The organism is Krasilnikovia sp. MM14-A1004, from assembly GCF_047159485.1.
In the GTDB taxonomy this organism is placed as follows: Bacteria; Actinomycetota; Actinomycetes; order Mycobacteriales; family Micromonosporaceae; genus Actinoplanes.
On the sequence record NZ_AP038773.1, the window covers coordinates 644,174 to 669,563 of the forward strand.

The window sequence follows — 25,390 nt, forward strand, 5'->3', positions numbered from 1 at the left end:
CCGGGCTCAGGTGTGGATGGGCAGGCGGCGGTCGAGTTCCCGGCGAAGCGCGCGCGGACCGGGCCACACCTGGGTCAGGTCGGCGGTGAACGCCGCACCCGCCGGGGTGTCGCGCATCGTGGGCCAGCCCGGCCCTTCGCCCGCGACCGGGTGTACCCGGTCCAGGTCCACCGGGGTCACGTCGAGCACGGTGCGCATGCCGCTGCGGCGTATCGACACGGCGGCGATGTCGTCCCAGGCCAGCAGCACCGGATCACTGCCCTGGGCGGCCAGCTCCAGGCCGCCCGCGGAGATCCGTACCCAGGTGGTCAGGGCCGCCCGCGCGCAGGCCGTGTAGCCGCCCGCGACCAGCAGTGCGATCACCACGCCCTGGAGCAGGGTCGACCACCACGGGTCGCTCTGCCCACCGGCGACCGCGTCGACCACGAGCGCGGCGGCGACGTACGTGACCGTCAGGACGGCGAACAGCGTCAGGAAGGTCCGCGCGGGCGACGAACGGAACAGCACCGCATCCCCCGCCGGCGCCTCGACCTGATCGGGCACGGTCGACATGCCTTCCATACTGCCGTGGCCGGGCGGGCCGCGGACGCGGTCGGCCGAGCCGACCGCGTCCGTTCCCCGGATCAGAACGCGCAGGCGATGACCAGTTCCGGCGTACGGTCGGGCAGCCGGTCCAGTTTGCCGATCTTGCCGGCCGCCTTCAGGTCACCCTCGATGCGGGCGAGCCGGTCCAGCATCGCCGCGGGACCGAGCGCCTCGGCCAGCGGCACCTCCGCCTTCATGGACAGCTTCCGGTCGCTCTTGGCACGGCGGATCTGACGCAGCGCCTCCCCGGCCAGATCCAGCAGACCCGCGTCACCCTCGGGTGCGACCCGGGTCAGCTCGTACGTCGTGGGCCAGGTCGACGTGTGCACCGAGCCGTACCGCCACCACGACCACACCTCCTCTGTCACGTACGGCAGGAACGGCGCGAACAGCCGCAACTGCACGGACAGCCCTGCCGCCAGGGCAGCCCGGGCCGACTCGGCGGCCGGGCCCTGCCCGTACGCGCGGTCCTTGACCAGCTCGATGTAGTCGTCGCAGAACGTCCAGAAGAACGCCTCGGCCGCCTGCAGCGCGTCGGTGTGCTGGTACGCGTCGAACGCCGCGGTCACCTCGCCGGTCACCGCGGCCAGCCGGGCCAGTACCGCCCGGTCCAGTTCCGCGGTCACCGGCCGCCGCAGCGCGTCCGCCGCGCCGAGCCCGAGCGCGAACTTCGACGCGTTGAGCAGCTTGGTGGCCAGCCGCCGCCCGATCTTGATCTGGGCGGCGTCGAACGCGAGGTCCGTGCCGGGTCGCCCGTTGGCCGCCCAGTACCGGACCGCGTCGGAGCCGTTCTGCTCCAGCAGCGCCATCGGGGTGACGACGTTGCCCTTGGACTTCGACATCTTCTTGCGGTCCGGGTCGAGGATCCAGCCGGAGAGCACAGCGGTGTGCCAGGGCAGGGTGCCGGTGGACAGGTGGGCCCGCACCACCGAGGAGAACAGCCAGGTGCGGATGATCTCCTGGCCCTGCGGGCGCAGGTCCATCGGGTACGTGCGCCGGTGCAGGTCCTCGTCGACGCTCCAGCCGGTGACGATCTGCGGGGTCAGCGACGAGGTGGCCCACGTGTCCATGACGTCCGGGTCGGCGGTGAACCCGCCCGGCACGTCACGCTGGCCGGGCTCGAAGCCGGGTGGACAGTCCGAGGACGGGTCAACCGGCAGCGCCGAATCGTCCGGTATGAGAAGCTTCTCGTAGTCCGGCCCGCCAGCGTCGTCGAGCCGGTACCAGACGGGGATCGGCACGCCGAAGAACCGCTGCCGGCTGATCAGCCAGTCGCCGGTCAGCCCGTTCACCCAGTGCTCGTAGCGGTGCGCCATGTGCTGCGGAATCCAGCGCAGCGCGCGGCCCTGCGCCAGCATCTGCTCGCGCAGGTCCTGGTCGCGTCCGCCGTTGCGGATGAACCACTGGCGGCTGGTGACGATCTCCAGAGGCGCGTCCCCGTTCTCGTAGAACTTCACGGGATGGGTGACCGGCCGCGGCTCGCCGACGAGATCGCCGGACTCCTGCAGCAGTCGGACGATCTCCCGGCGGGCCGCGGGCACCGTCAGCCCCGCGAACTCCTCGTACGCCACCTGCGGGACCCCGTGCGGGCGCTCCGGCACGAACCGCCCGTCCCGGCCGATCACCACGCGCGTGTCCAGTTGCAGGTCACGCCACCAGATCACGTCTGTCAGGTCGCCGAACGTGCAGACCATCGCGATGCCCGTACCCTTGTCCGGCGCCGCCATGGCGTGCGCGTGCACCGGCACGTCGACGTCGAAGAACGGGGTCCGCACCGTACGGCCGACCAGCGCGGCGTACCGATCGTCGGTCGGATGGCAGACCAGTGCGACGCAGGCTGCCAGCAGTTCCGGCCGGGTCGTGTCGATCTCGACCGGCCCGTCCGGGCCGTGGAAGCGCAACCGGTGGAAGGCACCGGGCCGCTCCCGGTCCTCCAGCTCGGCCTGCGCGACCGCGGTCTGGAAGCCCACGTCCCACAGCGTCGGTGCCTCCGCCGTGTACGCCTCCCCACGCGCCAGGTTCGCCAGGAACATGCGCTGCGACACGGCCCGCGCCGTGTCCCCGATCGTCGTGTACGTCATCGACCAGTCGACGGACAGCCCGAGACGCCGCCACAGCGCCTCGAACGCCTGCTCGTCCTCGGCGGTGAGCCGCTCGCACAGCTCCACGAAGTTGAGCCGCGAGATCGGCACCGGCGGCTTGGGCGGGGTGGCCGGCGGCTGCCACCCGGGCTCGTACGGCAGCGCCGGGTCGCAGCGCACGCCGTACACGTTCTGCACGCGGCGTTCCGTGGGCAGCCCGTTGTCGTCCCAACCCATGGGGTAGAACACGGTCTTACCGCGCATCCGCTGGAACCGGGCGACAGTGTCGGTGTGCGTGTACGAGAAGACGTGCCCCATGTGCAGCTCGCCCGATACGGTCGGCGGAGGGGTGTCGATCGCGTATACGTCCGAGCGCTCCTTCGAGCGGTCGAACGCGTACGTGCCCTCCTCCTGCCAGCGGCGCGACCACTTCTCCTCGAGGCCGTCCAGCGACGGTCGCTCGGGGAGACCGGCGCGCGCGGTCTTTCCCGTATCAGTCATGGGCCGATGCTAAGGCCGCGCGCGCCCGCCGTACCTCCATTAATGCCGTTCGTGCTCCAGCAGCCAGGTCTTCACGTCGAGGCCCCAGCGGTAGCCGCCGAGCGTGCCGTCGGTGCGCAGCACCCGGTGGCACGGCACGAACAGCGCGACAGGGTTGCGGGCGCAGGCCGCGGCCGCGGCGCGCACCGCGGCGGGCCGCCCGGCCAGCTCCGCGAACAGTGCGTAGGTCACCGGGGCGCCCGGCTTGATCTCGCGCATGACCTGCCACGCATGCGCCATGAACGCCCCGCCGGTCCGCTGCTCCACGGCCACGTCGTCCAGCGCGGCCAGGTCGCCGTCGAGGTAGCGCCGGACCGCGGCGCTCACCGCGCCGAGGTCGGTGGCGGGCCGCGTTTCCCCGGCCAGATCCGGGTGTACGAGCAGCATCAGCGCGGCCACATCGGCGGTGAAGCCGGCGGCGCGGACCGCACCGTCGCCGCTCACCACTGCCGTGAACGGACCGGCGGGAGTGTCCATCGTGCTGTGTCGCATCATGCCGACCTCCAGAGTCGAATCAGAGCGTAGGAACGCCAGGGCCGCCAGCGCTCTGCGTGCGCGGCCAGGGCGGTGGGGGAGTCGGGCAGGCCGAGCGCGTGGGCGCCGCGCCGGGCCGCCAGGTCGGTGGGGAGCAAGACGTCAGGGTCGCCGATCGCCCGCATGGTCACGTAGCCCGCCGTCCAGGCGCCGACGCCGGGCAGCTCGGTGAGCCGGCCGACGGTCGCGGTCCGGTCGGCGCCGGGATCGAGATCCAGTTCGCCGTCGGCGACGGTCCGGGCGAGCGCGCGGATGCTCTCGCGCCGCGCCCCCGGCATCCGGAACGCCTCATCGGGCAGCCCGGCCACCACCGCGGCGTCGGGAAAGGCCCGCAAGCGCTTCTCATGATCGCCATGATCGCCATGGTCGTGGTCGTGGTCGTGGTCGTGGTCGTGGTCGTGGTCGTGGTCGTGGTCGTGGTCGTGGTCGGGGCCGGGGACCGGGGCGGTGTAGGAGAGGAGATGGGTGAGGGTGGTGCGCGCGGAGCGGACGCTGACCTGCTGCCCCACGATTGCGCGGACGGCCATCTCGAAGCCGTCCACCGCTCGGGGCACCCGGACACCCGGCTCCGCCTGCACCGCCGCGCGCAGTGCCGGGTCCGCGGCCAAGGTGGAGTCCACTGCCACCGGGTCTGCGTCCAGGTCCAGCAGGCGGCGGCAGCGGGCCACGGCCGGCGCCAGGTCACGCACGTCGGCCAGCGTGAGGGTGGCCGAGATCCACCGGTCGGCCGGGGTCAGCGCGACCGTGGCGACCCCGTGCGGCAGGCTCAGCCCCCGCCGGTACGTCCGCCCGTCGCACTCCTCCACCTCCGGCAGGGCCCGGGCGGCGAGGAACCCGAGCAGCGCCTCGGCGTGCAACGGAGCCCGGTACGCCAGCCGGACCGTGATCGTGCCCGCGCCGGCGATCGTGGCCGGGCGCCGTGAGCGCAGCGCGCTGGGCGGCTGGGCGTACACCTCCAGGATCGTGTCGTTGAACTGGCGGACGCTGCCGAAGCCCGCCGCGAACGCGATGTCCGCCAAGCCCAGCTCGGTGGTCTCGATGAGGATGCGGGCGGTCTGTGCACGCTGCGCACGAGCCAGCGCGAGCGGGCCAGCGCCCAGCTCCGCGGTGAGCATCCGGTGCAGGTGGCGCTCGGTGTAACCCAGCCGGCCGGCCAGGCCCGGCACCCCCTCGCGGTCGACGACACCGTCGGAGATGAGCCGCATCGCCCGGCCCACCACATCGGCGCGCACGTCCCACTCGGGTGAGCCGGGTGCGGCGTCGGGCCGGCAGCGGCGGCAGGCGCGGAAGCCGTTGCGCTGGGCGGCGGCCGCGCTGGGGTAGAACGCGACGTTTGCGCGTTTCGGGGTGAGGGCGGGGCAGGATGGCCGACAGTAGATCCCGGTCGTCTTGACCGCGGTGTAGAACCAGCCGTCGAACCGCTGGTCGCGGCTGTCGACGGCCCGATAACACCGCTCGAAGTCCAGCTCCATGCCGTCGAGTCTGCCCCGCGCCACGGCCGCCCGGCTGGCGGCTTTCGGACATGGCGACGCCGGACGCGGCGCCGCACACACGCGGGCGCGACGACCGCCCGGGGGTGACGTCACCACGGGCGGGCCGATCAGCCGTACTGGCCGAGGAAATGCAGCAGCCGCTCGGTCAGCAGGGCCGCCGCGTCCGGGTCGAAATCCGGCAGGCTGGAGTCGGCGAACAGATGCCGGTCGCCGGGATAGACGAACAGCTCGGCGTCCGGCGTGGACGCCACCAGTGCGCGAGCCGCGTCGAGGTCACCCTCACCGGCGAAGTAGGGATCCGCGTCCATGCCGTGGATCTGCACCGGAACCCCGGCGGGCCAGTCGCCGCCGAACTCGGCCGGTGGCACGCAGGCGTGGCACAGCACCGCGCCACGGGCGCCCGGACGGGACTGGGCCAGGGCCTGCGCGGGCAGGACGCCCAGCGAGAAGCCCACGTACACGAGATCGGGGGGCAGGGGATCGGCGGCCCGGCGGCCGCGCTCGATGATCTCGCCGAAGCCGATGTCGCCTGCGTGGGCGACACCGTCGTCGAGCTTGTCGAAGACGCGCCCCGCGTACAGATCAGGCAGGTGGACGGTGTGGCCTGCGCCCCGCAGCGTGTCGGCGAAGCCGCGCACCCCCGGAGTCAGCCCTTGAGCGTGATGGAACAGCAGGATCTCGGTCATGCCGCCGATGATGCCGGGTTCCCCCGACAATATCGGTGCCTGCTTTCGCGCCTGTGGATTGTGTCAACCTGGATTGACAATCGGGGCTGGGTGGGATGGCTGCCAACTCCGCGCAATCCGCAGCTGAGGGGTCAGTAGACTGGCCGGTCGTGAGCCTCACCATCGGAATCGTCGGCCTGCCCAACGTCGGCAAGAGCACCCTGTTCAACGCCCTGACCAAGAACGACGTGCTTGCCGCGAACTACCCGTTCGCCACGATCGAGCCCAACGTCGGCGTGGTCGGGCTGCCCGACGACAGGCTCCAGCAGCTCGCCGGACTCTTCGGCAGCGAGAAGATCCTCCCCGCGCCGGTGAGCTTCGTCGACATCGCCGGCCTGGTCCGCGGCGCGTCCAAGGGTCAGGGCCGGGGCAACGCGTTCCTCGCCAACATCCGCGACGCGTCCGCGATCTGCCAGGTGGTGCGCGCCTTCTCCGACCCGAACGTGCTGCACGTCGACGGCAAGGTGTCCCCGGCCGACGACATCGAGACGATCAACACCGAGCTGCTCCTCGCCGACCTGCAGACGCTGGAGAAGGCGCTGCCCCGGCTGCAGAAGGAAGCCAAGCTCAAGAAGGACCGCGCCCCGGTGGTCGCGGCCGCCGAAGCCGCGGCCAAGCTGCTCGACGAGGGGGTGACCCTCTACCAGGGCGCGGCGGGCGCCGGCATCGACCTCGGCCTGCTGGCCGAGCTGCACCTGCTCACCACCAAGCCATTTCTGTACGTGTTCAACGTTGACGAGGCGGAGCTGGGCAACGCCGCGTTCCTCGACGAGCTGCGGGCGCTCGTGGCGCCCGCCGAGGCGGTCTTCATGGACGCGAAGATCGAGTCGGAGCTGATCGACCTGCCGGAGGACGAGGCGCTGGAGCTGCTCCAGTCCACCGGTCAGACCGAGCCCGGCCTGCACCAGCTCATCCGCGTGGGGTTCGCGACGCTGGGCCTGCAGACGTACCTGACGGCCGGGCCGAAGGAGGCCCGGGCGTGGGTGATCCCGGTCGGCGCCACCGCCCCGGAGGCCGCGGGGGTTATCCACAGCGACTTCCAGCGGGGCTTCATCAAGGCCGAGATCGTGAGCTTCGACGACCTGATGGCGGCCGGGTCGATGGCAGCGGCCAAGAGCGCGGGCAAGGTGCGGATGGAGGGCAAGGACTACGTCATGCGCGACGGCGACGTGGTCGAGTTCCGCTTCAACGTGTAGTGCTGTTGCGGCTCGGCCTCTGGCGGAGATCGGCGCCCGGCTCAGCTCTTTCGGCCGGGCACCAGCCCATCCAGATCGAGCTTGATCGGGAACGGCGTGGTGATACGCAGCTCGTGGCGGTGGATCCCGGTCGCCACGTACGCCCGGGTGGGCCCGTCGAGTTCGTAGGCGTGGACCACCGGTGATCCATCCACGTCCTCGACGCGCCAGTAGTTCGCGATCCCGGCTTCTGCGTACTTGCGCAGCTTGACGTTGCGGTCGCGGTGCGCCGACTCCGGCGAGACCACCTCCACGACCAGCAGAGTCTCTTCGGGCGTGTAGAAGGTGCGGGACGGATCGTAAGGCGCCATTGTGACCAGGAGATCGGGCTCGGGACGGTTCCACTGGTCGAGCCGAATCGTGATTTCCCGGTCGACCTCGATGCCTGCCGGTGCCTGATCCGTCAAGGAGTTCACCAGTGCGGTGATCATCCGGGCGTGCCAGACCCGCTGGGGAGACATCATGAAGACGAGCGCTCCATCGATCAGTTCGGTGTGGCGCGGTGCCTCGGCGAGCTTGTCGAGGTCCTCGGAGTACCACCCCTCGGGGCGAGGTGGCCGCATCCACTCGGGCACCGCAGTCATGCCGCCACCGTAGCAGCCGGTAACGGCTGCTCTGGCATGCTGCGATGACTCCTTCTGCTGTTGCTGATCAGCTTGGTGCAGGATGGTGGCATGGCGCAGGCAGCAGCGGCGTTCTTGCGGGGGGTCAACCTGGGGGCGCGCAACAAGGTGCCACAGCGTCCGCTCGCCGAGCGGCTAGCCGAGGCCACCGGCTCACCGGTCCGTCATTACCTCCAGTCCGGCAACCTCGTAGTCGCCTCGCCGGTTCCGGGGCTGGCCGCCCTGATTCGGAAGCTGATAGCCGACGGCACCGGCTTGGATATCCCCGTCGTCATACGCACGTCCTCCGCCCTCGCCGACCTGCTCCATGCGTGTCCCTGGCCGACTGAAGATCCGCGTCGGGTACACCTGTCGATGTGGGATGACGAGCACGACGTTGGCACGGCACGGGCCATGGTGGCCGCCGAATGGTCGGGCGACGAGATCGCCTTTCATGGGCGCAACGCCTGGATGCGGTACGCCACCGGGTTTCACGCGGCGAAGCTCGGCAACCACGTGATCGAACGCCGTCTCGGTGTCGTCGCAACCGCGCGCAACGCGGACACCATCCGCACCCTCGTGGAGATGTCCGCCGAGATTCGGCGCTCTGCCAGCGGGTGAGCCGACGCGGCTCTCGATTCGCAGCGACCCGGGGCGAGCGCGGACGGTCATCGCTGAGTGCGCGGGCGGGTGGCGCGCCTAGGATCGGGACGTGTACGGACCTGCTGTCACGCTGCGGGTTCTCACCCCGCAGGATGCCGCCGTCATCGCTGGATGGGCCTCGGATCCGCAGTTCTGCCGGGAAGCGGAGTGGACTCCGGGCCTACCGGCACACGAGTACGAACGCTTTCAGCGCCGGCTCATCGAGACCCCACCGCATGACCTCATCCGCCTCGGTGCGTGCTCGGGAAGCGACCTCGTCGGCTATGTGGCCTTCCAGGGCGACGAACCTGCGCGGCGCGAGCTCGGCTTTGTGATCGGCGTACGCAATCTCTGGGGTCGAGGACTCGGGCGTGGGGCCGCCGCCGCGGGGCTTCGGTATGGCTTCGTCGAACTGGGGCTGCAGGAAATCTGGGCCGAGGCCCTCGAAGCCAACCAGCGTTCGATCCGCATTCTCCGGCGGCTGGGACTACGCGAAACCGGTGTCGGCGCCGACGGCGAGTTTCTTGGCGTTCCGACGCACTACGTGCAGTTCGCCATCCGCGCGGACGAGTGGAGTCATTGAGCCGCCCCATTCAGCCGGTCCAGCGGAGAAAGCGGTCGAACATCTCCTCGGCTGGGCTGGGTGGGAGGTCCTGGATGGCCACCTCCAGCCGCGTCCACATGTTGATCCTGAGCGCGGTCGGGGACAGCTCGGCGGCCAGATTCTCCCGAGCCGGGTCGCACGGCCAGGGCTTGCCGCAGGCCCGGCAATCCCAGCTCGGTCGTTCTTCGACATGCTCGACCACCGTGACCTCCCGCCGCCTTCTTCGGCGGATAGACTACACATGACGTTGTCATAGGTAAACTCTTCAGGCAAACTCCATCGGTAAACTACCGACCTACCTAGCGTGATCGAGGTGGGTGCGAAGGGGAGGCTTTACACCACTGGGGACATTGCTGACCGGCTCGGCGTCACCCGGCAGCGGGCGTATGTCCTTTCCAAGATGAAGGGCTTCCCAGACAGCTTCGACGACCTGCCGAGCGGCTCGGTGTGGCTGGTCGAGGACGTCGAGGGGTGGATCCGGCAGCATCGAGCCGATCTGGCAGAGGAGCCCGAGGGGGAGTAGTCGGCCGGTCCGCTTCGGCGACCCGGCGGCGGCCGGTGCGATGGCTGCAGTCAAGGTACGCACGAACGGCAGCAACGACGTCCTGCCTGCCGGCGGCATGGTCGAGATCTGTTCCAACGTTCAGCTGATCAACGTCCGCACGGGCACTCCCGATCCTTCGGGATTCGCTACCCTGCAGGGAGTCCGATCGAGGTCCGTGACGGGGGAGGGAACATGGTCGACAAGTTCACCGTTCCTCTGCTCACGCCGTACGAAGCGGCAACCCACCTGCAGATACCCGAGCGGACGATGAGCCGGTGGCTGCGCCCGGAGGATGGCAGGCCTCCGCTTGTCCACAGTGTCAGGCCCGAGAAGAGGGGCTGGCCGTCGGTACCCTTCATCGCGCTGGTTGAGGCGTATGTACTGCGAGCGCTCCGTGACCTTGGTCTGTCCCGCCGAGCAGTCGGGGCGGCTGCCGCGGAGATCCGTTCAGAGTTCGGCACTGAATACGGCTTGGCCACCCGTCGGATTGCTACGGACGGCATCGACGTCTTCATCCACTACCTGGACAGCGACGAGCTAGCTCGCGCAGCCGACCGCCAGATCCCTATCCGCGGCGTGGTCGAGGACTATCTGAAGTACGTCAGCTGGGGTAACGACGGATTCGCGCAGCGTCTGGTGCTTCGCCGCTACGATCCCGCTGTCGCGCAAGTCGTCATCGATCCGCAATTCGCCTGGGGAGCGCCGATTGTGGAACCAGCAAAGGTGCCTGTCGATGCCGTGCTGGGCATGTGGCGGGGTGGAGAGACCGTCGAGGTCGTCGCTGACGAATACGGGTTGAGTGTTGAGCAAGTCGAAGCGCTCATCCGAGTTGCCGCCTGAGTTCTTCGCGGACCGGTGTCTCGGCCGGCGGGCGCCGGCGCTGTTGGTGGAGTGGGGCTGGGTCGTCCACGTCATCGGCGATCACTTCCCCAACGATGCCCAAGACGTCGGCGACGATGTGTGGATTGATCATGGCCTCAGCCGTGGGTGGTCGCTTCTTACGCAGGACGAGCGAATCTCCACGCAGCCTGTGGTCCGCGAGCTTCTCGAGCGCCACCGCGGGTGTGTGCACTGCCTCGATAGTGCCAATCTGTCCGCTGTGGCAAAGGCCGCCCGATTTGATGCACATCGACGAGTGATACATCAGCATGCACGTGATCGGCGCGTGGGGTTCTTCGTCGTTCATGAGTTTGGCCCGCCGAGGCGCAAGCGGATCGGCTGAACGGACTTCTGCGGGAAGGTGGTCAGTTGTCTGGTCGCGGGCCATGCTGATGGGGCACGGCTCCGCAAGCTCGCTTTTCGGCACAGTGTGGATTCTCGTCGCTGCATCGATGAGCGTCACGGCGTAACGTCGTCGTCCGTACGGCTTTCAAGTACGGCATCGACTCCCGTGGAGGTCGCCGTGGCCGCCGTCGTGCCCCGTCCGGCCCAGCCGCAGCCCGTCCGCCCGTGGCCGAATCCCGTGCGGCGTACGCCCCGCGGCTCCTTCCTCGCGGCCATGCTGCGCACCACCGACGCGAAGCAGATCGGCATCCTGTATCTCGCCACGTCGTTCGGGTTCTTCGTGGTGGGCGGGTTCATGGCGATGCTCATGCGCGCCGAGCTGGCCCGGCCGGGGATGCAGTTCCTCTCCCCGGAGCAGTACAACCAGCTGGTCACCATGCACGGCACGATCATGCTGCTGTTCTTCGCCACCCCGATCGTGTTCGCGTTCGCCAACTTCGTGGTGCCGTTGCAGATCGGGGCACCCGACGTGGCGTTTCCCCGGCTCAACGCGTTCGCATACTGGTTGTATCTGTTCGGTGGTCTCCTCGCGCTCGGCGGGTTCATCACGCCGGGCGGTGCGGCGGACTTCGGCTGGACCGCTTACGCGCCGTTGAGCGATGGGATGAACTCGCCCGGCGTGGGCGGCAACATGTGGATCATGGGTGTGGCCCTGTCCGGGCTCGGCACCATCCTGGGCGCGGTCAACATGCTGACCACGATCCTGACCCTGCGCGCGCCCGGCATGACGATGTTCCGGATGCCGATCTTCACCTGGAACATCATGGTCACCAGCCTGCTGGTCGCTCTGGTGTTCCCGTTCCTGGCGGCCACGTTGTTCGCACTGGCCGCCGATCGCATCCTCGGCGCGCATGTGTACGACCCGGCGACCGGCGGCCCGCTGCTGTGGCAGCACCTGTTCTGGTTCTTCGGGCATCCCGAGGTGTACATCGTGGCCCTGCCGTTCTTCGGCATCATCACCGAGGTCATTCCCGTGTTCAGCCGTAAGCCGCTGTTCGGCTACAAGGGACTGGTGGCCGCGACCCTGCTGATCGCGGCACTGTCGATGAGCGTGTGGGCGCACCACATGTTCGCCACGGGGCAGGTGCTGTTGCCGTTCTTCAGCTTCCTGAGTTTCCTCATCGCGGTGCCGACCGGCATGAAGTTCTTCGTGTGGATCGGCACGATGTGGCGCGGCCAGCTCAGTTTCGAGACGCCGATGATGTTCGCGCTCGGGTTCATGGTGACGTTCCTGCTGGGGGGACTCACCGGGGTGCTGTTGGCCGCGCCGCCGATCGACTTCCACGTCACCGACTCGTACTTCGTCGTGGCGCATTTCCACTACGTACTGTTCGGCACGATCGTGTTCGCGGTCTTCGCCGGGGTCTACTTCTGGTTCCCGAAGATGTTCGGGCGGATGCTCGACGACCGGTTGGGCAAGGTGCATTTCTGGCTGACGTTCCTCGGGTTCCACACCACATTTCTGGTGCAGCACTGGCTCGGTGCCGAGGGCATGCCCCGCCGGTACGCGGACTATCAGGCCGGCGACGGCTTCACCGTGCTGAACATGGTGTCGACGGTCGGCTCGTTCGTGCTCGGTGCCGCCACCCTGCCGTTCCTCTACAACGTGTGGAAGTCCTACCGGTACGGCCGGATCGTGACCGTGGCCGACCCGTGGGGTCACGGCAACTCATTGGAATGGGCGACGTCCTGCCCGCCGCCGTTGCGCAACTTCGATCGGATGCCGCGGATCCGCTCGGAGCGCCCCGCGTTCGACGCGAAGTTTCCGGAACTGGCCGCGGGCAGGCAGTCGGCGGCTGGGCCGCCGGAGGGCGGCGCGAAGCCGCTCACCAGCGCGTCGGACGGCGGCGCCCGGTACCCCGAGTCCACCGATTGATGGGGCTCCCATGGCCGTGACCCGGCCTGGTGATCATTCTGGGTGCCAGACCACCACCGCGATCAGACTTCCCACGGTGGCCAGCCCGATCATCACCCGCCCCGCGATGACCGATGCGCGATATCGAACGGTATCCGTCGGCCCGGTCGTCAGTTCCACGAGCCGGCAGGCTGCGAAGGCCATGGCGCCCGCTGCCGCGGCGAGTACGCCCACGCGGACACCGGCGCGGTAGGCGTCCAGTCCGGGTGCGGCACCGAACGCCAGCCAGGTGATGGTGTCGTCGCGGTGCGCAAGCCCCAGCCAGACACCGGGGGCGGCGACCACCACGGCAGCCGCCAGCGTGAGCCACCACAGCCATCCGTCGATGCGGTGCTGCACCAGCGAGATCAGGCCGACGGTGGCGGGCACGGCGGCGATCGTTGCCCAACCGGCCAGCGCCACGGCCCGGGGTGCGCAGCCCGTGGCGAGGCAGGCGACATCGAGTACCCGTGGGGCCAGCCAGATGTTGGACATGACTGCCAAGCCGAGCGCGACCCCGGCCACCGGGACCGTGACGGCCACGTTCGTCATGTTGCGGGCGTGGTGCTTTCCCACTTACCCGACCGCTGTCAGCATCCGGGGCCTTCGGCGGGGCCGGGGAACCATGCGTCCACGTCGTAGACGGTGCCTTCGGGGCCGTGCGTCGACGAGTCCTGGAAGTACAGCCGGAGGTAGGCGGCGCTGCCGTCGAGGAGTTTGGTGTAACAGAGGAAGCCGTCCGACGGGGACCAGGTCGGCGCGGTAGCGCTCGGGGTGCCGACCTGGTCGAGGTCCGGCGCGGGCTTCCAGCCGTCCTTCTCCGCGATCGCCTGGTGGAAGGCCATCACCAGGTGCTCGTCCATGTTCTCCCAGTAGTACTCGCGACCGGCGCCGATCTGCCCGCTGGCGGCGTGGCAGCCCGAGCCCTGCTCCACCACCACGGCCGGGTCGGGATGGGAGGTGATGAACGACAGGGCGGCCAGCGTCTGAGCGCGATGCAGGTCGCGGTCGTTGGCGCAGCCATCGCCCTCGGACGGCTCCGCGCCCGAACACCCCGTAACGGCGGCGGCGACGCACAGTACGCCGACCAGCGCGGCGGCGCGGGTGCGCAGTCGGGTCGATCCGGCGGCCGTCATCGATGGTCCTCCCCGTCCCGGGCGGACGGGCCGGCCCACGAACACGACATCCCGGAGTCGAACCCCCGGTACGCGGGGACTCCGGCACCGGTCACGCTAGGTGAGGAGCCGGGTGGCATCGTTCCCCTGACCGGTCAGATCTCAGGGGCCGGGCAACCCAGTGATCCGGACGATGGCACCGGTCTCAGCTCAGTGACACCGCGACCTGCTCCAGGGCGTCCATCGATTCCTGCATGCCGCCTTCCATGCCCGACTCGATGACCGCGTCGCGGTCGGTGCGGCTGCGGTACTCGCTGAGCATCTCCATCCACGTACGGCCGTCGGTCTCGGTGAACGTCAGGGTGGTGAGGCTCGCGTGGCCGTCCGGGTCGGGGATGCCCTCGTACGCCTCGGTGCTGACCAGGCGCGCGGGCTCGGTGATCTCCCGGTACTCGCCGTGGAAGGCCACCTCGAAGCCCCCGTGCGCGGTCATCACGAAGCGCCACCGCCCGCCGACCCGCAGGTCGATCTCGGCGCTCGTCACGGTGCCGCGCTGCCCGGCCCACCAGCGCTTGACCAGCTCGGGCGTGGTGTACGCCCGCCAGACCAGCTGCCGGGGCGCCTGGAACTCGCGGGTGATGAGGATCTGGTTGTCGGCCGGGAGCGTCACCTTGGCGGTCCCGCTAGTCGTCGCTGCCATCTGCGTGTTCGCCTTCCGTGTCGTCGTGGGTGGGGGAGTCGTCGCCTTTGAGGTCCTCGAGGACGGCGTCCAGGAGGTCGAACCGATCGGACCACGCCTGCTCGTACCGGCGCAGCCAATCGTGGAGGGGCTTGAGGGGGGCGGCGTTCAACCGGTACATCCGCTGTCTGCCCTCGTCGCGGACGCGTACGAGATCCACCTCGCGCAGCACGCGCAGGTGCTTGGACACCTGCGGCTGGGCGATGCCGAGCTGCGCCACGAGGTCGTTGACCGGACGCTCGCCCCGGGCGAGCAGGTCCAGGATCTCCCGGCGGCGCGGCTCCGCGACCGCGTTGAACGCGTCTGTCGTGGTTGCTGCGCGTGCCATGCCCGAAATCATATACCCATAAGGGAATGTGTCAACGCCTGGATTCCGGCAAGCTCGGCATTATCCCCGTATCGGACAAAAACGGATAAATGTGACGCGCGGAGGGATGGTCGTATCCGCAGCGCCGGTCGGCGATGTCGGAAGTGCGTCCGTATCCTCCCAAGTCAGCCTTTCGAGTGTCGCAATCATGGTGTCGTTCACTTTTTCACCAAGCACAATGTTTTGGTGCTTAACCAGACATCTAGTGATTACTGGCAGCATTACTTCGAAATGCCACCAAAGTCGTGGTGGGCTCGCCTTCCCTTCGGCGTCCGCATGTTCGCCGGGACCTGTGCGCTGGTCACGACCGTCGGTGGCACCGTCTACGGCATCGCCGCCCTGGCCCACGACGAGGCCGGCACCGTACGCGCGGAGCCCGCGAACGCCTCCGGAGCGGCTGCCGACCAGCCCGCGCCCTCCGGATCCCCGGCGGCGCCGGGCAGCGGCGCGCCGCAGGGCGGCGCGTCCGGTGGGGACGTCCGCGAAGGAGTGCGGATCGGCGCGGACGGAGCGCCGGTGGTGATCGGCGACGACGTCGCACCCGGCGCGGCCAGCGTGTCCCGGCTGCCGGGCGGGACCGACCGGCCGGTGACCCAGGCTCCGCCGGGCACCGTGCCCGCCGCCGCGGGCGTCCGTAACCCCGCTCGACCGGTGCCGGCGCCGATGTTCCCGCAACTGGTCAGCGTCCGTACGGTCACCGAGAGCCGGGTCATCCCGTTCCGGACCCGGATCGTCCGGGACCGGTCGTTGCCGCGCGGCCGGGTGCGCGAACGCCGGCCCGGTGTCCCGGGGCTGCGCAGCATCCGGTACCGGGTCACCTACGTCGCCGGGCGGGAAACCCTCCGGGTGCTGCTCGGGACGGCCGTGACACGGATGCCGCAGGACCGGGTTGTCGCCGTCGGCGCGGGTAAGCGCCACGGCGGGGGTGGCGGGCACCACCAGTGCCACGGCAAGTCCTGCCGACCGCAGCACCCGGAGCCGCCCCCGTCCTGCGCGAACGGGGGGAACCAGCCCGGCGGCCCGGCAGCCGACCCGAACGGGCACCAGCCGGGAGTCCCGGTGCCCACCCAGCCCGGCCCGGCCCAGAGTCCGTCCCAGGACCCCGGCACCCCTGCGGCGCCGGGCGGCGTGCCGACCCCCGGCGTCCCACCGGCCCCGGTCGGCAATCCGGTCCCCAGCGGTGTCCCGCTTCCGACGCCCACCAACGGGCTGCCGGTCACTCCGTCCGCGAGTCCCGGGCCGGATCCGACCCCGCTGCCCGTCATCATCGTCCCGGTCCCGATCGGCCCGACGGGACGTCAGGCGGCACCGGGCACTTGCGACTGAGGAGTCTCGCAGCTGCTGCGGTGCCGACCGGCGCGGCCCGCGCACCACGCCCATCGCGGGGGACCCGCCGGATCCCGGAACGGGGGAGCGCGGGAGGATGCCCGGGTGGCGGCGCTGAGCGATGCACGGCTGGCCGAACTGGCCGGACAACTCGTACGGGTCGACGGTGTGGTCGGTGTGGTGCTGGGCGGCAGTCGCGCGCGCGGCACGCACACCGCCGACTCGGACACCGATCTGGGGCTGTACTACCGCCCCCCGCTCGATGTCGACGGGCTGGCCGCGCTGGCCCGGGACGTGGCCGGGCCCGGGGCGCGGGTCACCGCGCCGGGCGAGTGGGGACCCTGGGTGGACGGCGGCGCCTGGCTCACCGTGGACGGTGCCGCCGTGGACTGGATCTACCGCGATCTGGGCCGGGTCGAGCAGGCGTGGCGCGACGCCGAGCAGGGCCGGTACGCGTTCCACGCGCAGGCCGGGCACCCGCTGGGCGTGCCGGACTTCGCGTACCCGGGTGAACTGGCCCTGAGTGTCGTCCTGGCCGACCGCGCCGGTGAGCTGGCCGCGCTGCGGGCCCGGGCCCTGGTCTATCCGCCCGCGCTGGGCGACGCGCTCGTCGCCGGGCTCTGGGAGGCCGATTTCCTGGTCGGGGTGGCCCGCAAGGCGGTGTCGCGCGGCGACGCCGCGTATGTCGCGGGCTGCCTGTTCCGGCTCGTGGGGGTGTGCGCGCACGCCCTGCACGGCGCGGCGCGCCGGTGGCTGATCAACGAGAAGGGCGCGGTGGCCTCGGCGGCGGATCTGCCGGGCGCACCGCCGGGGTTCCGCGCCGAGGTGGACGCCGTGTTCGCGGCGGTCGACGGCGACCCGGTCCACCTGGCCGCCGCGGTCGACGCTGGCCAGGACCTCGTGCTGGCCACCGCGGACGCGTGCGCCATGATGGCGCGATGAGCGCCGACGAACCCACGATCCTCGCCACCAGCGCCGGCATGCTTCCGGGCCGCTTCGGCGCGCTGGACATGCGGGTGGGCCCGATCTTCGAGTACGCCGCCGAGCTGGCGCATGCGGGCCCGGCGCCCCGGATCTGCCTGCTCGGCCAGGCCACGGGGGATCAGGAGGCGCGGATCGGTGCGGCGTACGCGGCGTTCGCCAAGAGCCGGTTCCGGCTGTCGCACCTGGCGCTGTTCCCCATGCCGAACGTCGACGACATCCGTGCACACCTGCTCGGTCAGGACATCATCTGGGTGGGCGGGGGCAGCGTGGCGAACCTGGTCGCGGTGTGGCGGGTGCACGGGCTTCCGGAGATCCTGCGGGAGGCGTGGCAGTCCGGTGTGGTGCTGGGCGGGGTGTCGGCGGGCTCGATCTGCTGGCACATCGGCGGCAGCACGGACAGCTTCGGGCTGCAGCTGCGGCCGTTCACCGAGGGGCTGGGCTGGCTGCCGTACAGCAATGGGGTGCACTACGACGCCGAGGAGCAGCGGCGGCCGATGATGCACAAGCTGATCGGGGACGGCACCCTGCCCGACGGGTACGCGACCGACGACGGCGCGGGGCTCGTCTACCGGGGCACCCGGCTGGCCGAGGTGGTGGCCGACCGGGAGGGCCCCCGCGGGTACGAGCTGAAGCGCGCCGCCGACGGCACGGTGACCGAGACAGGGCTGCCGACGAGGGTGCTGTCCTACCCTGCGGCGTAGTGCAGGATCACGTTGTGCACGTGGTGGGTCTTGTCCGTGCCGCGGAACTCGACCTCGTAGACGTGCGTGCCGACCGTGATCGCGATGGTGCCGGTGGAGAAGAACTGCCCGGCCCAGCTCTTGTTGCTGACCACGCTGACGCTGCTGACCTTCGAGTACGGGATGCTCGTGATGGCCACGCGCTTACCCACGAATGACTTGTCCTGGATGATCACGCGCTTGGTGGTCAGGCCGAGGAATCCGGTGCCCGCGCCGACCGCGTCGTAGACGGCGATGATCTGCTCGCCCTCCAGCAACCCGCTCTGGATCTGCTCCAACTGGCCCTTGTTGTCGAAGACGACGTCGCCCATGGGCCCGAGCGTAGTGGGGCGGGGCCAGCGCCGTCGCAACTACTGGCGGCCGACGACCGTACGGTAGGCGTCCTCGATACGGGCAGCGAGCGTTACCTCACCAGCGGTGATGTCGGTGCCGTCCTGGGCGGCGAGGCAGATCTGCGTGTGACCGTCGAGGCGGCGGATGTGCGGGCGGATGCGTAAGGTGTCGGCGGCGACCTTGATCCGTTCGGTCAGGGCGGCGTGCTGGCTTTCGTCGCAGGCCAGGACGCGCTTGAGCTGCAAACCGTCCTGCGTCCAGCCACCGAGCAGGGCCAGGGCGTCGCTCAGGTAATCCGCGCGCGTTCCCCGTGTCTTCCTGGCCCGCATCAGCCACACCCCCTTGGCGTCGTTGCCGGCTTGTGGCCAAATCGTCGCCATGTCGTCATGGTCGGTGCCCACAGTCTTGCCTCCCGCGTCAAGCGTGTCCACGCCCACATATCCGTGTTCTCCCGACGTTCGGGGCGGACTCGGGCAACCTGAACGGTCAAGATTTGTGGCACGCTGTTTGCTCATGCCCCAGGAACACCACGTCAGCAGCGGTTCTTCACCCAGGGTGATCGTGGCCGCCGTCATTGTCATCGATGGCCGGGTGCTGGCGTGTGAACGCTCGGCGCCGCCCGAGGCGGCGGGGCGCTGGGAGTTCCCCGGAGGCAAGGTCGAGCCGGGGGAGACGGACGCGCAGGCGCTGGCCCGCGAGTGCCGCGAGGAGCTCGGCGTACACGTGCGGGTCGGTGCCCGGGTCGGCCCGGACGTGCCGCTGGCCCGCGGCCGTGCCGTGCTGCGGGTCTTCGCCGTCGAGGTGCTGGACGGCGGGGTGCCGCGCGCGCTGGAGCACTCGGCGATGCGCTGGCTCGCGGCCGGCGAGCTGGACAGCGTCCCGTGGCTGCCGGCCGACGAGCCGATCGTGGCGGAGCTACCCGCTCTGCTGGGCCGGATCGGCGAAGGTTCGGCGTAGCTCCCGCTTGAGCACCTTGTGGCTCGGGCCCAGCGGCAGCGAGTCGACGAACCGGACCTGACGCGGGTATTTGTGCTTGCCGAGGCGTTCCCGTGCCCATTCGGTGAGGTCCGCCTCCGTCACGCCGCCCGGATCGGCGATCACCACGGCGCAGATCTCCTCGCCGAGCGCCGCGTCGGGTACGCCGATGACGGCGACCTGCACGATCGCGGGATGCCGGGCCAGCACCTCCTCGACCTCGCGCGGGTACACGTTGAAGCCGCCCCGGATGATCATGTCCTTCTTGCGGTCCACGATGGTGAGGAAGCCGTCGGCGTCCTTCGTGCCCAGGTCGCCGGTGCGGAACCAGCCGTCCACCACGGCCGCCGCGGACTCCTGCGGCCGGTTCAGATATCCCGCGAAGACGTTGTGCCCGCGGATCACGATCTCGCCCAGCTCGCCCACCGGGAGGAACTCGATGCGCTCCTCGATCTCCGGCCGGGCGATCTCCGCCTCCACGCCCCAGATCGGGTGCCCGACCGAACCCGCGCGGGTGCCGAACGCGGCCTGGTTGGTGGTGGCGGTCGGTGAGGTCTCGGACAGGCCGTACCCCTCGTAGATGGGTGCGTCGAACGTCTCCGCGAACCGTTCCAGCACCGCGACCGGTAGCGAAGCCCCGCCCGACCCGGCCAGCCGCAGCCGCGGCAGCGTGTCCGCCTTCGCGGCGGCCTCCAGCAGCGCGACGAACATCGTCGGCACCCCGTAGAAGCTGGTCACGTTCTCGCGCACCATCAGGGCGATGGCCGCCTCGCCGGTGAAGCGGGGCAGCATCACCATCGTGGCGCCCAGCCGGAAGGTGCCGTTCATGCACACCTGGCCGAAGCTGTGGAACAGCGGCAGGCAGCCCAGCACCACGTCGTCCGGGTGGGTGTCGCTGGTGTCGAAGACGCTCACGGTCGCGTTCAGCACCAGGTTCAGGTGGGTGAGCTGGGCGCCCTTGGGCTGTCCCGTGGTGCCGCTGGTGTAGAAGATGACCGCGACGTCCTCGGCCTCGCGGGTCACGTACGTGTGCAGCGGTGGCACCGCGGCGGCGGCGTCCTCCAGCCTCGGCGGGGCGTCGGTCAACCCGGACGGCAACGGGCCGACGGTGACCAGCCGGGTGCCCGCTGCCTGCGCGGCCGCGGCGGCGTTCGCCAGCTGGCTGGAGTGCGCCACGAGCAGGTCGGTGCCGCTGTCGCGCAGCACGTACGCGATCTCGTCCGGGGTGAGCAGCAGATGCACCGGCACGAGCGTGGCGCCGGCGGCCAGGGCGCCGTAGTAGACCCGCGGGAAGTCCAGCACGTTGGGGACCTGGACGGCGACCGTGTCACCGGGGCGGACCCCCAGCTCACGCAGCCCGGCGGCGTACGCGCGGGCCTGCTGCCACAGCTCGCCGTACGTCACCCGGGCGCTGTCGTCCACGACCGCGACCTTGTCGGGGTAGCGCCGGGCCGCCTCGGCCAGCACGGTAGCCAGGGAAAGCGTCGTCACGCGGGTCCTCCTCAGCTCAGACGAATGTGATCCCCCCGCGCGAACCCCCCAATTAGGCCACAGCCTGTCGGGGCCTGTCCTCCCGGCCCTCGCTGCGCTCTGTGCAGTCGGTCAGGCCAAGTGGCCGCCGATCCTGGCATATCCCCGGAGCAGATCGCGGGCGATGATGAGGCGCTGCATCTCGTCCGTGCCCTCGTAGATGCGCATCAGCCGGACCTGCCGGTACCAGCGTTCGATGGGCAGCTCCCGGGTGTAGCCCATGCCGCCGTGGATCTGCAGGACCCGGTCGACGACCCGGTTCACCATGCCCGCGCCGTACAGCTTGGCCATCGACGAGGAGTGGCGCGGGTCCTCGCCCTGATCCACCGTCCACGCGGCGCGCAGCACGAGCCAGCGGGCGGCCTCCAGCTCCACCTCGGAGTCGGCCAGCATCCACTGGATCGCCTGGTTCTCGCCGATGCGGCGGCCGAACGTCTCGCGGGTGTTCGCGTACTCGATCGCCATGGTCAGCGCCCGCTCGGCGATGCCGAGCGCGTTCGACGGGATCAGGTAGCGGCCCTTGCCGATCCAGGTCATGCCCAGCTCGAAGCCCTGGCCCACCTCGCCCAGGATGTTGCGGTGCGGCACCCGGACGTCCTCGAAGATGAGGGAGGCGGGTCCGCCCTCGCCCATGGTCTGGATGAACTCCGAACGCCAGCCCATCGCCCGGTCCACCAGGAACGCGGTCGCTCCGCCCCCGCGGGCGCCCTTCTCCGGGTCGGTGACCGCCACGACGATCACGAAGTCGGCGTCGTTGCCGTTGGTGATGAAGGTCTTCTCGCCGTTGAGGATCCAGTCGTCGCCGTCGCGGCGTGCGCTGAACTTGATGTTCGCGGCGTCCGACCCGGCGCCCGGCTCGGTGATCGCGAAGCAGGAGATCCGGTCGCCCTCGATCGTGGGCAGCAGGTACTCGCGCTTCTGCTCGTCGTTGGCGTGGTACAGGATGTTGTCCGCTTCGCCGCCGAAGCGGAATTGCACGAACGTCCGGCCCACCTCGGTCACGATCAGCGACTGCAGTACGGCGGACAGGTCCATCCCGCCGTACTCGGCCGGGGTGCTCAGGCCCCAGAAGCCGAACTTCTTCGCCTTGAGCTGCAGTTCGCGCAGCTCGCCGGGCTCCAGGCCGGGCCGGTGGGCCCGTTCGCGCCGCAGCGCCTCCTGCTCCAGGGGCATGACCTCGCGGGTGATGAACTGGCGGGCCGTGTCGCGGATCGCGCGTTCCTCGTCGCTGAGCGAGAAGTCCATGCGCTTAAACTAGCGGTGCAAGTTTTCGCACGTCCAGACCGAGAACCCCGCGAATTCAGGAGCACCCATGGCCCGGCCCCGGCAGACGCTGCTCACCCGGCAGCGGATCGTCGATGCCGCCGCCGCGCTCGTCGACGCCGACGGGCTGGAGGCGGTCTCCACCCGGCGGCTCGCCACCGAGCTGGGCGTGGCGGGGCCGTCGCTCTACCACCACTTCCCGACAAAGAACGAGATCCTGGACGCGGTGGCCGACGCGGTGGTCGCCCGCGTGGACGTCGCGTCGTTCGCCACCCACGATTGGCGCGAGGCGCTGCGGCTGTGGGCGTGCTCGTACCATGCCGTGCTCTGCGCCCACCCGAACATCGTGCCCGTCCTCGCGCACGGGCCCGGCCGCCGCCCGGCGGCGCTGGCCATGGCGGACACCGTCTACGGCGCGCTGATCGACGCGGGCTGGCCACCCGCCCGCGCCACCCACATCGGTGCGCTCATGCGCTACCTGGTGCACGGGTCGGCGCTCGGGTCGTTCGCGCGCGGCTTCGACGAGGACCCCGCCGTCTACGCCGAACGCTATCCGCACCTGCGCCACGCCCACCTGCTGGCCGAGCACCAGCACAGCGTCGACGAGGGCGCGTTCGCGCTCGGGCTCGACACGGTCCTCGCGGGCCTCGACCACCTCCACCGCACCCTCACGAAAGGCGCGCGAACGTGACGCTCAGCCCCGACGTCCTGCTCAGCCGCGACCGGATCTACCTCGGCGGGGCCTGGGTTCCGCCCGCCTCCGACGCCCGGATCCCCGTCGAGAACCCGGCTACCGGCGACCTCCTGGGCCACGTACCCGCCGGCTCGGCCGCGGACGTGGACGCCGCGGTCGCGGCCGCCCGCGCGGCCTTCGACCGCTGGGCCGGCACGAGCCCGGCCGAGCGTGGCGCGGCACTCACCCGCCTGCACACGGCACTGTCCGCACGATCCACCGAGATCTCCCGTACGGTCGGGCTGGAGCTGGGCGCGCCCCTGAAGATCGCGGCCACTACGCACACCCGGCTGCCGCTGACCGTCCTGCAGGGGTACGCGGAACTGGCCGCCCGCCCCGCGCCCGCCGAGACGGTCGGCCACTCGCTGGTCGAGTCCGAGCCGGTCGGCGTGGTCGCCGCCATCACCCCGTGGAACTACCCGCTGCACCAGATCGTCGCCAAGGTCGGCGCGGCGCTGGCCGCGGGCTGCACCGTGGTGCTCAAGCCCAGCGAGCTGACCCCGCTGGTGGCATACCTGCTGGCGGACGCGGCGCAGGAGGCCGGGCTGCCCGCCGGGGTGCTCAACCTGGTCCCCGGCACCGGGCCGGAGGTCGGCGCGGCGCTGGCCGCCCACCCGGACGTCGACATGGTGTCCTTCACCGGCTCCACCGCCACCGGCCGGGCCATCGCCCACGCGGCCGCCGACCGCATCGCCCGGGTCTCCCTCGAACTCGGCGGCAAGAGCGCCAACGTCATCCTCGACGACGCCGACCTGACCCGGGCGGTCAAGGTCGGCGTCGGCAGCGCCTTCCTCAACTCCGGACAGACGTGTACGGCGTGGACGCGCATGCTGGTCCACCACAGCCGGTACGACGAGGCGGTGTCCATCGCCGCCGCGGCCGCCGCGAAGTACCACACGGGAGACCCGTTCGACGAGACCACCCGGCTCGGCCCGCTCGTCTCCGCCGCTCAGCTGGAACGGGTCCGCGGGCACGTCGCACGCGGGCTGGCCGACGGGGCGCGGCTCGTCGCGGGCGGCCTGCACGCACCCGTCCCCGAGCGGGGCCATTTCGCCGCCGCCACGGTCTTCGCCGACGTCGACCCGGACAGCGCCCTGGCCCAGGAGGAGATCTTCGGCCCCGTGTTGTCGATCATTCCGTTCGCCGACGACGATGAAGCGGTGAGCATCGCGAACAACTCCCGCTACGGCCTGGCCGGCGGCGTCTGGTCGGCGGAACCGGAACGGGCCCTCGCCGTGGCCCGCCGGATGCGTACCGGCGCGGTCGACATCAACGGCGCCGCGTTCAACCCGGCCGCCCCGTTCGGCGGGTACAAGCAGTCGGGCATCGGCCGGGAACTCGGCGCGCACGGGGTGGCGGAGTTCCAGCAGATCAAGGCGATCCAGCGGTGACCGCGTACATCCAGGGCCTGGTCGTCCGCGAGCGCGGCGTGCCGCCGGTCGTGGCGCAGCTGCGCCTGCCCGAGGTCGGGCCGGGCCAGGTCCGGGTCCGCGTCCGGGCGGCCGGGGTGTGCCACTCCGATCTGGCCATGCTCGACGGGACCCTCGCCCCGCCGCACCCGCTCGTGCTGGGCCACGAGGCGGCGGGCGAGGTTGCCGAGGTGGGCGCCCACGTCACCCGGGTCGCGGTCGGCGACCACGTCGCCCTGAACTGGTCGCCGGTCTGCCGTACGTGCTGGTTCTGCACGCACGGCGAGCCGTGGCTGTGCGCCACCGCGAACGTGGCCGCGCTGGAGAACGGCATGACCCTGGACGGCGCGCCGGTGCACGTGACGCTGGGGCTGGGCGCCTTCGCCGAGCAGGTCGTCGTGCCGGAGAACGCGGTCATCGCCGTACCCGCGGAACTGGGTTGGGAGAGCGCGGCCCTGCTGGGCTGTGCGGTGCTGACCGGCGCGGGCGCCGTGCGCAACACCGCACGGGTCGCCGCCGGGGACGCGGTGCTCGTGCTCGGCCTGGGCGGGGTGGGACTGACCGTCGTGGCGGCGGCCCGCGCGGCCGGGGCGGCCCAGGTCATCGCGGTCGACGTGGCGGAGAGCAAGAAGGCCCTGGCCGAGGCCGCGGGCGCGACCGAGTTCCTGGTCGCGGCGGACACCCTCTCCAAGGACATCCGGGTACGGACGCAGGGGCGCGGCGTCGACCACGCGTTCGAATGCGTGGGAAAGGCGGCGACGATCCGGGCGGCGTGGCGGGCCACCCGCCGGGGCGGCCACGTCACGGTCGTCGGCATGGGCCGCGCCGACGACATGCTGCAGCTCAGCGCGCTGGACATCTTCACCTCGGCGCGAACCCTGCGCGCCTGCGTGTACGGCGCGGCCGACCCCGAGGTGGCGCTGCCGGAGCTGGCCCGCGAGGTGCTGGACGGCACGCTCGCCGTGGAACACCTCGTCACCGACCGGATCGGCCTGGCGGACGTGCCCGCGGCGTTCGAACGGATGGCGCGCGGGGAGGGGGCCCGCTCGGTTGTGGTGCTGTGACCCCGGTGTTCATGAGGGATTCACGGGGAAGCGGTGGTCTGCTGTGACG

28 protein-coding genes and 2 pseudogenes are annotated in these 25,390 nt (G+C 70.7%); 14 read left to right on the forward strand and 16 right to left on the reverse strand.

What is annotated here, in order from left to right; all coding sequences use genetic code 11:
• Positions 1 to 6: 6 nt before the first annotated feature.
• The 6 genes and pseudogenes from ACMCNN_RS03030 to ACMCNN_RS03055 all read right to left on the reverse strand — a co-directional run bounded on the left by ACMCNN_RS03030 (position 7) and on the right by ACMCNN_RS03055 (position 5,919).
• Entirely contained in the window at positions 7 to 552 is a 546-nt protein-coding gene (locus tag ACMCNN_RS03030; RefSeq protein WP_412744647.1) for a hypothetical protein, read from the reverse strand.
• A 71-nt stretch (positions 553 to 623) separates the two neighbouring features.
• Positions 624 to 3,167 carry a valine--tRNA ligase gene (gene valS, locus ACMCNN_RS03035; protein ID WP_412744648.1) on the reverse strand — a complete coding sequence of 848 codons (2,544 nt, stop codon included), beginning with the start codon at positions 3,165 to 3,167 and terminating at the stop codon, positions 624 to 626.
• Positions 3,168 to 3,206: 39 nt separating this feature from the next.
• Positions 3,207 to 3,701 (reverse strand): methylated-DNA--[protein]-cysteine S-methyltransferase, encoded by a 495-nt coding sequence (locus ACMCNN_RS03040; protein WP_412744649.1) that lies wholly within the window; start codon positions 3,699 to 3,701, stop codon positions 3,207 to 3,209.
• Positions 3,698 to 4,075, reverse strand: a pseudogene (locus tag ACMCNN_RS03045) (DNA-3-methyladenine glycosylase family protein); the annotation flags it as partial. The gene ACMCNN_RS03040 and the pseudogene ACMCNN_RS03045, both read right to left, overlap by 4 nt.
• Positions 4,076 to 4,191: 116 nt before the next feature.
• Positions 4,192 to 5,212 (reverse strand): annotated as a pseudogene (locus ACMCNN_RS03050) (bifunctional transcriptional activator/DNA repair enzyme AdaA); the annotation flags it as partial.
• A gap of 128 nt (positions 5,213 to 5,340) precedes the next feature.
• A complete protein-coding gene (locus tag ACMCNN_RS03055) occupies positions 5,341 to 5,919 on the reverse strand; it encodes a dienelactone hydrolase family protein (protein WP_412744650.1) in 579 nt (192 codons plus the stop codon).
• A gap of 149 nt (positions 5,920 to 6,068) precedes the next feature.
• Here ACMCNN_RS03055 and ychF point away from each other — a divergent pair, with 149 nt between their 5' ends.
• Positions 6,069 to 7,154: a redox-regulated ATPase YchF gene (ychF, locus tag ACMCNN_RS03060; RefSeq protein WP_412744651.1), complete on the forward strand. Its 1,086-nt coding sequence runs from the start codon at positions 6,069 to 6,071 to the stop codon at positions 7,152 to 7,154.
• Between the two features lie 41 nt (positions 7,155 to 7,195).
• On the opposite strand, the gene ACMCNN_RS03065 is transcribed toward ychF, so the two are convergent.
• A complete protein-coding gene (locus ACMCNN_RS03065) occupies positions 7,196 to 7,777 on the reverse strand; it encodes a Uma2 family endonuclease (RefSeq protein WP_412744652.1) in 582 nt (193 codons plus the stop codon).
• A gap of 90 nt (positions 7,778 to 7,867) precedes the next feature.
• Between ACMCNN_RS03065 and ACMCNN_RS03070 the strand changes: the two genes are divergently transcribed.
• A complete protein-coding gene (locus tag ACMCNN_RS03070) occupies positions 7,868 to 8,416 on the forward strand; it encodes a DUF1697 domain-containing protein (RefSeq protein ID WP_412744653.1) in 549 nt (182 codons plus the stop codon).
• Positions 8,417 to 8,507: 91 nt separating this feature from the next.
• Positions 8,508 to 9,020 (forward strand): GNAT family N-acetyltransferase, encoded by a 513-nt coding sequence (locus ACMCNN_RS03075; RefSeq protein WP_412744654.1) that lies wholly within the window; start codon positions 8,508 to 8,510, stop codon positions 9,018 to 9,020.
• A gap of 10 nt (positions 9,021 to 9,030) precedes the next feature.
• Here the strand turns inward: ACMCNN_RS03075 and ACMCNN_RS03080 are convergent, their stop codons facing one another.
• Positions 9,031 to 9,243, reverse strand: a complete 213-nt coding sequence (locus tag ACMCNN_RS03080) for a hypothetical protein (protein ID WP_412744655.1) — start codon at positions 9,241 to 9,243, stop codon at positions 9,031 to 9,033.
• A gap of 102 nt (positions 9,244 to 9,345) precedes the next feature.
• Here ACMCNN_RS03080 and ACMCNN_RS03085 point away from each other — a divergent pair, with 102 nt between their 5' ends.
• The 4 genes from ACMCNN_RS03085 (at position 9,346) to ctaD (ending at position 12,745) form a co-directional block, all read left to right on the forward strand.
• Positions 9,346 to 9,564: a helix-turn-helix transcriptional regulator gene (locus ACMCNN_RS03085; RefSeq protein WP_412744656.1), complete on the forward strand. Its 219-nt coding sequence runs from the start codon at positions 9,346 to 9,348 to the stop codon at positions 9,562 to 9,564.
• 213 nt (positions 9,565 to 9,777) lie between these two features.
• A complete protein-coding gene (locus tag ACMCNN_RS03090; RefSeq protein ID WP_412744657.1) occupies positions 9,778 to 10,425 on the forward strand; it encodes a DUF433 domain-containing protein in 648 nt (215 codons plus the stop codon).
• A gap of 46 nt (positions 10,426 to 10,471) precedes the next feature.
• Positions 10,472 to 10,807 carry a hypothetical protein gene (locus ACMCNN_RS03095; RefSeq protein ID WP_412747032.1) on the forward strand — a complete coding sequence of 112 codons (336 nt, stop codon included), beginning with the start codon at positions 10,472 to 10,474 and terminating at the stop codon, positions 10,805 to 10,807.
• A gap of 276 nt (positions 10,808 to 11,083) precedes the next feature.
• Entirely contained in the window at positions 11,084 to 12,745 is a 1,662-nt protein-coding gene (gene ctaD / locus ACMCNN_RS03100; protein ID WP_412747033.1) for a cytochrome c oxidase subunit I, read from the forward strand.
• Between the two features lie 33 nt (positions 12,746 to 12,778).
• Here ctaD and ACMCNN_RS03105 read toward each other — a convergent pair whose 3' ends face one another.
• The 4 genes from ACMCNN_RS03105 to ACMCNN_RS03120 form a co-directional block, all read right to left on the reverse strand.
• Complete coding sequence (locus ACMCNN_RS03105; protein ID WP_412744658.1) at positions 12,779 to 13,315, reverse strand: hypothetical protein; 537 nt, start codon at positions 13,313 to 13,315, stop codon at positions 12,779 to 12,781.
• A gap of 38 nt (positions 13,316 to 13,353) precedes the next feature.
• On the reverse strand, positions 13,354 to 13,899 hold the full coding sequence (locus ACMCNN_RS03110; RefSeq protein ID WP_412744659.1) for a hypothetical protein: 546 nt from the start codon (positions 13,897 to 13,899) through the stop codon (positions 13,354 to 13,356).
• Between the two features lie 184 nt (positions 13,900 to 14,083).
• Positions 14,084 to 14,578, reverse strand: coding sequence for an SRPBCC family protein (locus ACMCNN_RS03115; RefSeq protein ID WP_412744660.1), 495 nt, complete (start codon positions 14,576 to 14,578; stop codon positions 14,084 to 14,086).
• The gene (locus ACMCNN_RS03120; protein ID WP_412744661.1) at positions 14,562 to 14,945 is read right to left on the reverse strand and encodes an ArsR/SmtB family transcription factor; all 384 of its coding nucleotides are present in this window, start codon (positions 14,943 to 14,945) and stop codon (positions 14,562 to 14,564) included. Before ACMCNN_RS03120 ends, ACMCNN_RS03115 begins: the two co-directional genes overlap by 17 nt.
• Positions 14,946 to 15,260: 315 nt before the next feature.
• Here ACMCNN_RS03120 and ACMCNN_RS03125 point away from each other — a divergent pair, with 315 nt between their 5' ends.
• The 3 genes from ACMCNN_RS03125 to ACMCNN_RS03135 all read left to right on the forward strand — a co-directional run bounded on the left by ACMCNN_RS03125 (position 15,261) and on the right by ACMCNN_RS03135 (position 17,995).
• The gene (locus ACMCNN_RS03125) at positions 15,261 to 16,310 is read left to right on the forward strand and encodes a G5 domain-containing protein (RefSeq protein ID WP_412744662.1); all 1,050 of its coding nucleotides are present in this window, start codon (positions 15,261 to 15,263) and stop codon (positions 16,308 to 16,310) included.
• 105 nt (positions 16,311 to 16,415) lie between these two features.
• The gene (locus tag ACMCNN_RS03130; RefSeq protein WP_412744663.1) at positions 16,416 to 17,252 is read left to right on the forward strand and encodes a nucleotidyltransferase domain-containing protein; all 837 of its coding nucleotides are present in this window, start codon (positions 16,416 to 16,418) and stop codon (positions 17,250 to 17,252) included.
• Positions 17,249 to 17,995, forward strand: a complete 747-nt coding sequence (locus tag ACMCNN_RS03135) for a Type 1 glutamine amidotransferase-like domain-containing protein (protein WP_412744664.1) — start codon at positions 17,249 to 17,251, stop codon at positions 17,993 to 17,995. The genes ACMCNN_RS03130 and ACMCNN_RS03135 overlap by 4 nt, the downstream gene beginning before the upstream one ends.
• Here ACMCNN_RS03135 and ACMCNN_RS03140 read toward each other — a convergent pair.
• Both ACMCNN_RS03140 and ACMCNN_RS03145 read right to left on the reverse strand, forming a co-directional pair.
• Entirely contained in the window at positions 17,980 to 18,345 is a 366-nt protein-coding gene (locus ACMCNN_RS03140) for a PH domain-containing protein (RefSeq protein WP_412744665.1), read from the reverse strand. The genes ACMCNN_RS03135 and ACMCNN_RS03140 overlap by 16 nt on opposite strands.
• Positions 18,346 to 18,384: 39 nt before the next feature.
• Positions 18,385 to 18,696 (reverse strand): pterin dehydratase, encoded by a 312-nt coding sequence (locus tag ACMCNN_RS03145; protein WP_412747034.1) that lies wholly within the window; start codon positions 18,694 to 18,696, stop codon positions 18,385 to 18,387.
• Positions 18,697 to 18,880: 184 nt separating this feature from the next.
• Here ACMCNN_RS03145 and ACMCNN_RS03150 point away from each other — a divergent pair, with 184 nt between their 5' ends.
• A complete protein-coding gene (locus ACMCNN_RS03150; protein WP_412744666.1) occupies positions 18,881 to 19,324 on the forward strand; it encodes a (deoxy)nucleoside triphosphate pyrophosphohydrolase in 444 nt (147 codons plus the stop codon).
• Here the strand turns inward: ACMCNN_RS03150 and ACMCNN_RS03155 are convergent.
• Both ACMCNN_RS03155 and ACMCNN_RS03160 read right to left on the reverse strand, forming a co-directional pair.
• The gene (locus ACMCNN_RS03155; protein WP_412744667.1) at positions 19,283 to 20,833 is read right to left on the reverse strand and encodes a long-chain-fatty-acid--CoA ligase; all 1,551 of its coding nucleotides are present in this window, start codon (positions 20,831 to 20,833) and stop codon (positions 19,283 to 19,285) included. The two genes, ACMCNN_RS03150 and ACMCNN_RS03155, sit on opposite strands and share 42 nt — an antisense overlap.
• Positions 20,834 to 20,944: 111 nt before the next feature.
• A complete protein-coding gene (locus ACMCNN_RS03160; protein ID WP_412744668.1) occupies positions 20,945 to 22,117 on the reverse strand; it encodes an acyl-CoA dehydrogenase family protein in 1,173 nt (390 codons plus the stop codon).
• A gap of 67 nt (positions 22,118 to 22,184) precedes the next feature.
• Between ACMCNN_RS03160 and ACMCNN_RS03165 the strand changes: the two genes are divergently transcribed.
• The 3 genes from ACMCNN_RS03165 to ACMCNN_RS03175 are packed head-to-tail and all read left to right on the forward strand — an operon-like array spanning position 22,185 to position 25,341.
• Positions 22,185 to 22,826, forward strand: a complete 642-nt coding sequence (locus ACMCNN_RS03165) for a TetR/AcrR family transcriptional regulator (protein WP_412744669.1) — start codon at positions 22,185 to 22,187, stop codon at positions 22,824 to 22,826.
• Positions 22,823 to 24,259, forward strand: coding sequence for an aldehyde dehydrogenase family protein (locus ACMCNN_RS03170; protein ID WP_412744670.1), 1,437 nt, complete (start codon positions 22,823 to 22,825; stop codon positions 24,257 to 24,259). Before ACMCNN_RS03165 ends, ACMCNN_RS03170 begins: the two co-directional genes overlap by 4 nt.
• Positions 24,256 to 25,341 (forward strand): alcohol dehydrogenase catalytic domain-containing protein, encoded by a 1,086-nt coding sequence (locus ACMCNN_RS03175; protein ID WP_412744671.1) that lies wholly within the window; start codon positions 24,256 to 24,258, stop codon positions 25,339 to 25,341. The genes ACMCNN_RS03170 and ACMCNN_RS03175 overlap by 4 nt, the downstream gene beginning before the upstream one ends.
• Positions 25,342 to 25,390: the final 49 nt, after the last annotated feature.

What these genes read in the sequence shown, in the direction of transcription:
- ACMCNN_RS03150 (WP_412744666.1), top strand. Translation starts at nt 18,881, where the DNA reads ATGCCCCAGGAACACCACGTCAGCAGCGGTTCTTCACCCAGGGTGATC.
- ACMCNN_RS03165 (WP_412744669.1), top strand. Translation starts at nt 22,185, where the DNA reads ATGGCCCGGCCCCGGCAGACGCTGCTCACCCGGCAGCGGATCGTCGAT.
- ACMCNN_RS03120 (WP_412744661.1), bottom strand. Translation starts at nt 14,945, where the DNA reads ATGGCACGCGCAGCAACCACGACAGACGCGTTCAACGCGGTCGCGGAG.
- ACMCNN_RS03110 (WP_412744659.1), bottom strand. Translation starts at nt 13,899, where the DNA reads ATGACGGCCGCCGGATCGACCCGACTGCGCACCCGCGCCGCCGCGCTG.
- ACMCNN_RS03070 (WP_412744653.1), top strand. Translation starts at nt 7,868, where the DNA reads ATGGCGCAGGCAGCAGCGGCGTTCTTGCGGGGGGTCAACCTGGGGGCG.
- ACMCNN_RS03160 (WP_412744668.1), bottom strand. Translation starts at nt 22,117, where the DNA reads ATGGACTTCTCGCTCAGCGACGAGGAACGCGCGATCCGCGACACGGCC.
- valS (WP_412744648.1), bottom strand. Translation starts at nt 3,167, where the DNA reads ATGACTGATACGGGAAAGACCGCGCGCGCCGGTCTCCCCGAGCGACCG.
- ACMCNN_RS03145 (WP_412747034.1), bottom strand. Translation starts at nt 18,696, where the DNA reads ATGCGGGCCAGGAAGACACGGGGAACGCGCGCGGATTACCTGAGCGAC.
- ACMCNN_RS03105 (WP_412744658.1), bottom strand. Translation starts at nt 13,315, where the DNA reads ATGACGAACGTGGCCGTCACGGTCCCGGTGGCCGGGGTCGCGCTCGGC.
- ACMCNN_RS03065 (WP_412744652.1), bottom strand. Translation starts at nt 7,777, where the DNA reads ATGACTGCGGTGCCCGAGTGGATGCGGCCACCTCGCCCCGAGGGGTGG.
- ctaD (WP_412747033.1), top strand. Translation starts at nt 11,084, where the DNA reads ATGCTGCGCACCACCGACGCGAAGCAGATCGGCATCCTGTATCTCGCC.
- ACMCNN_RS03125 (WP_412744662.1), top strand. Translation starts at nt 15,261, where the DNA reads ATGTTCGCCGGGACCTGTGCGCTGGTCACGACCGTCGGTGGCACCGTC.
- ACMCNN_RS03135 (WP_412744664.1), top strand. Translation starts at nt 17,249, where the DNA reads ATGAGCGCCGACGAACCCACGATCCTCGCCACCAGCGCCGGCATGCTT.
- ACMCNN_RS03055 (WP_412744650.1), bottom strand. Translation starts at nt 5,919, where the DNA reads ATGACCGAGATCCTGCTGTTCCATCACGCTCAAGGGCTGACTCCGGGG.
- ACMCNN_RS03040 (WP_412744649.1), bottom strand. Translation starts at nt 3,701, where the DNA reads ATGATGCGACACAGCACGATGGACACTCCCGCCGGTCCGTTCACGGCA.
- ACMCNN_RS03140 (WP_412744665.1), bottom strand. Translation starts at nt 18,345, where the DNA reads ATGGGCGACGTCGTCTTCGACAACAAGGGCCAGTTGGAGCAGATCCAG.
- ACMCNN_RS03030 (WP_412744647.1), bottom strand. Translation starts at nt 552, where the DNA reads ATGTCGACCGTGCCCGATCAGGTCGAGGCGCCGGCGGGGGATGCGGTG.
- ACMCNN_RS03090 (WP_412744657.1), top strand. Translation starts at nt 9,778, where the DNA reads ATGGTCGACAAGTTCACCGTTCCTCTGCTCACGCCGTACGAAGCGGCA.
- ACMCNN_RS03115 (WP_412744660.1), bottom strand. Translation starts at nt 14,578, where the DNA reads ATGGCAGCGACGACTAGCGGGACCGCCAAGGTGACGCTCCCGGCCGAC.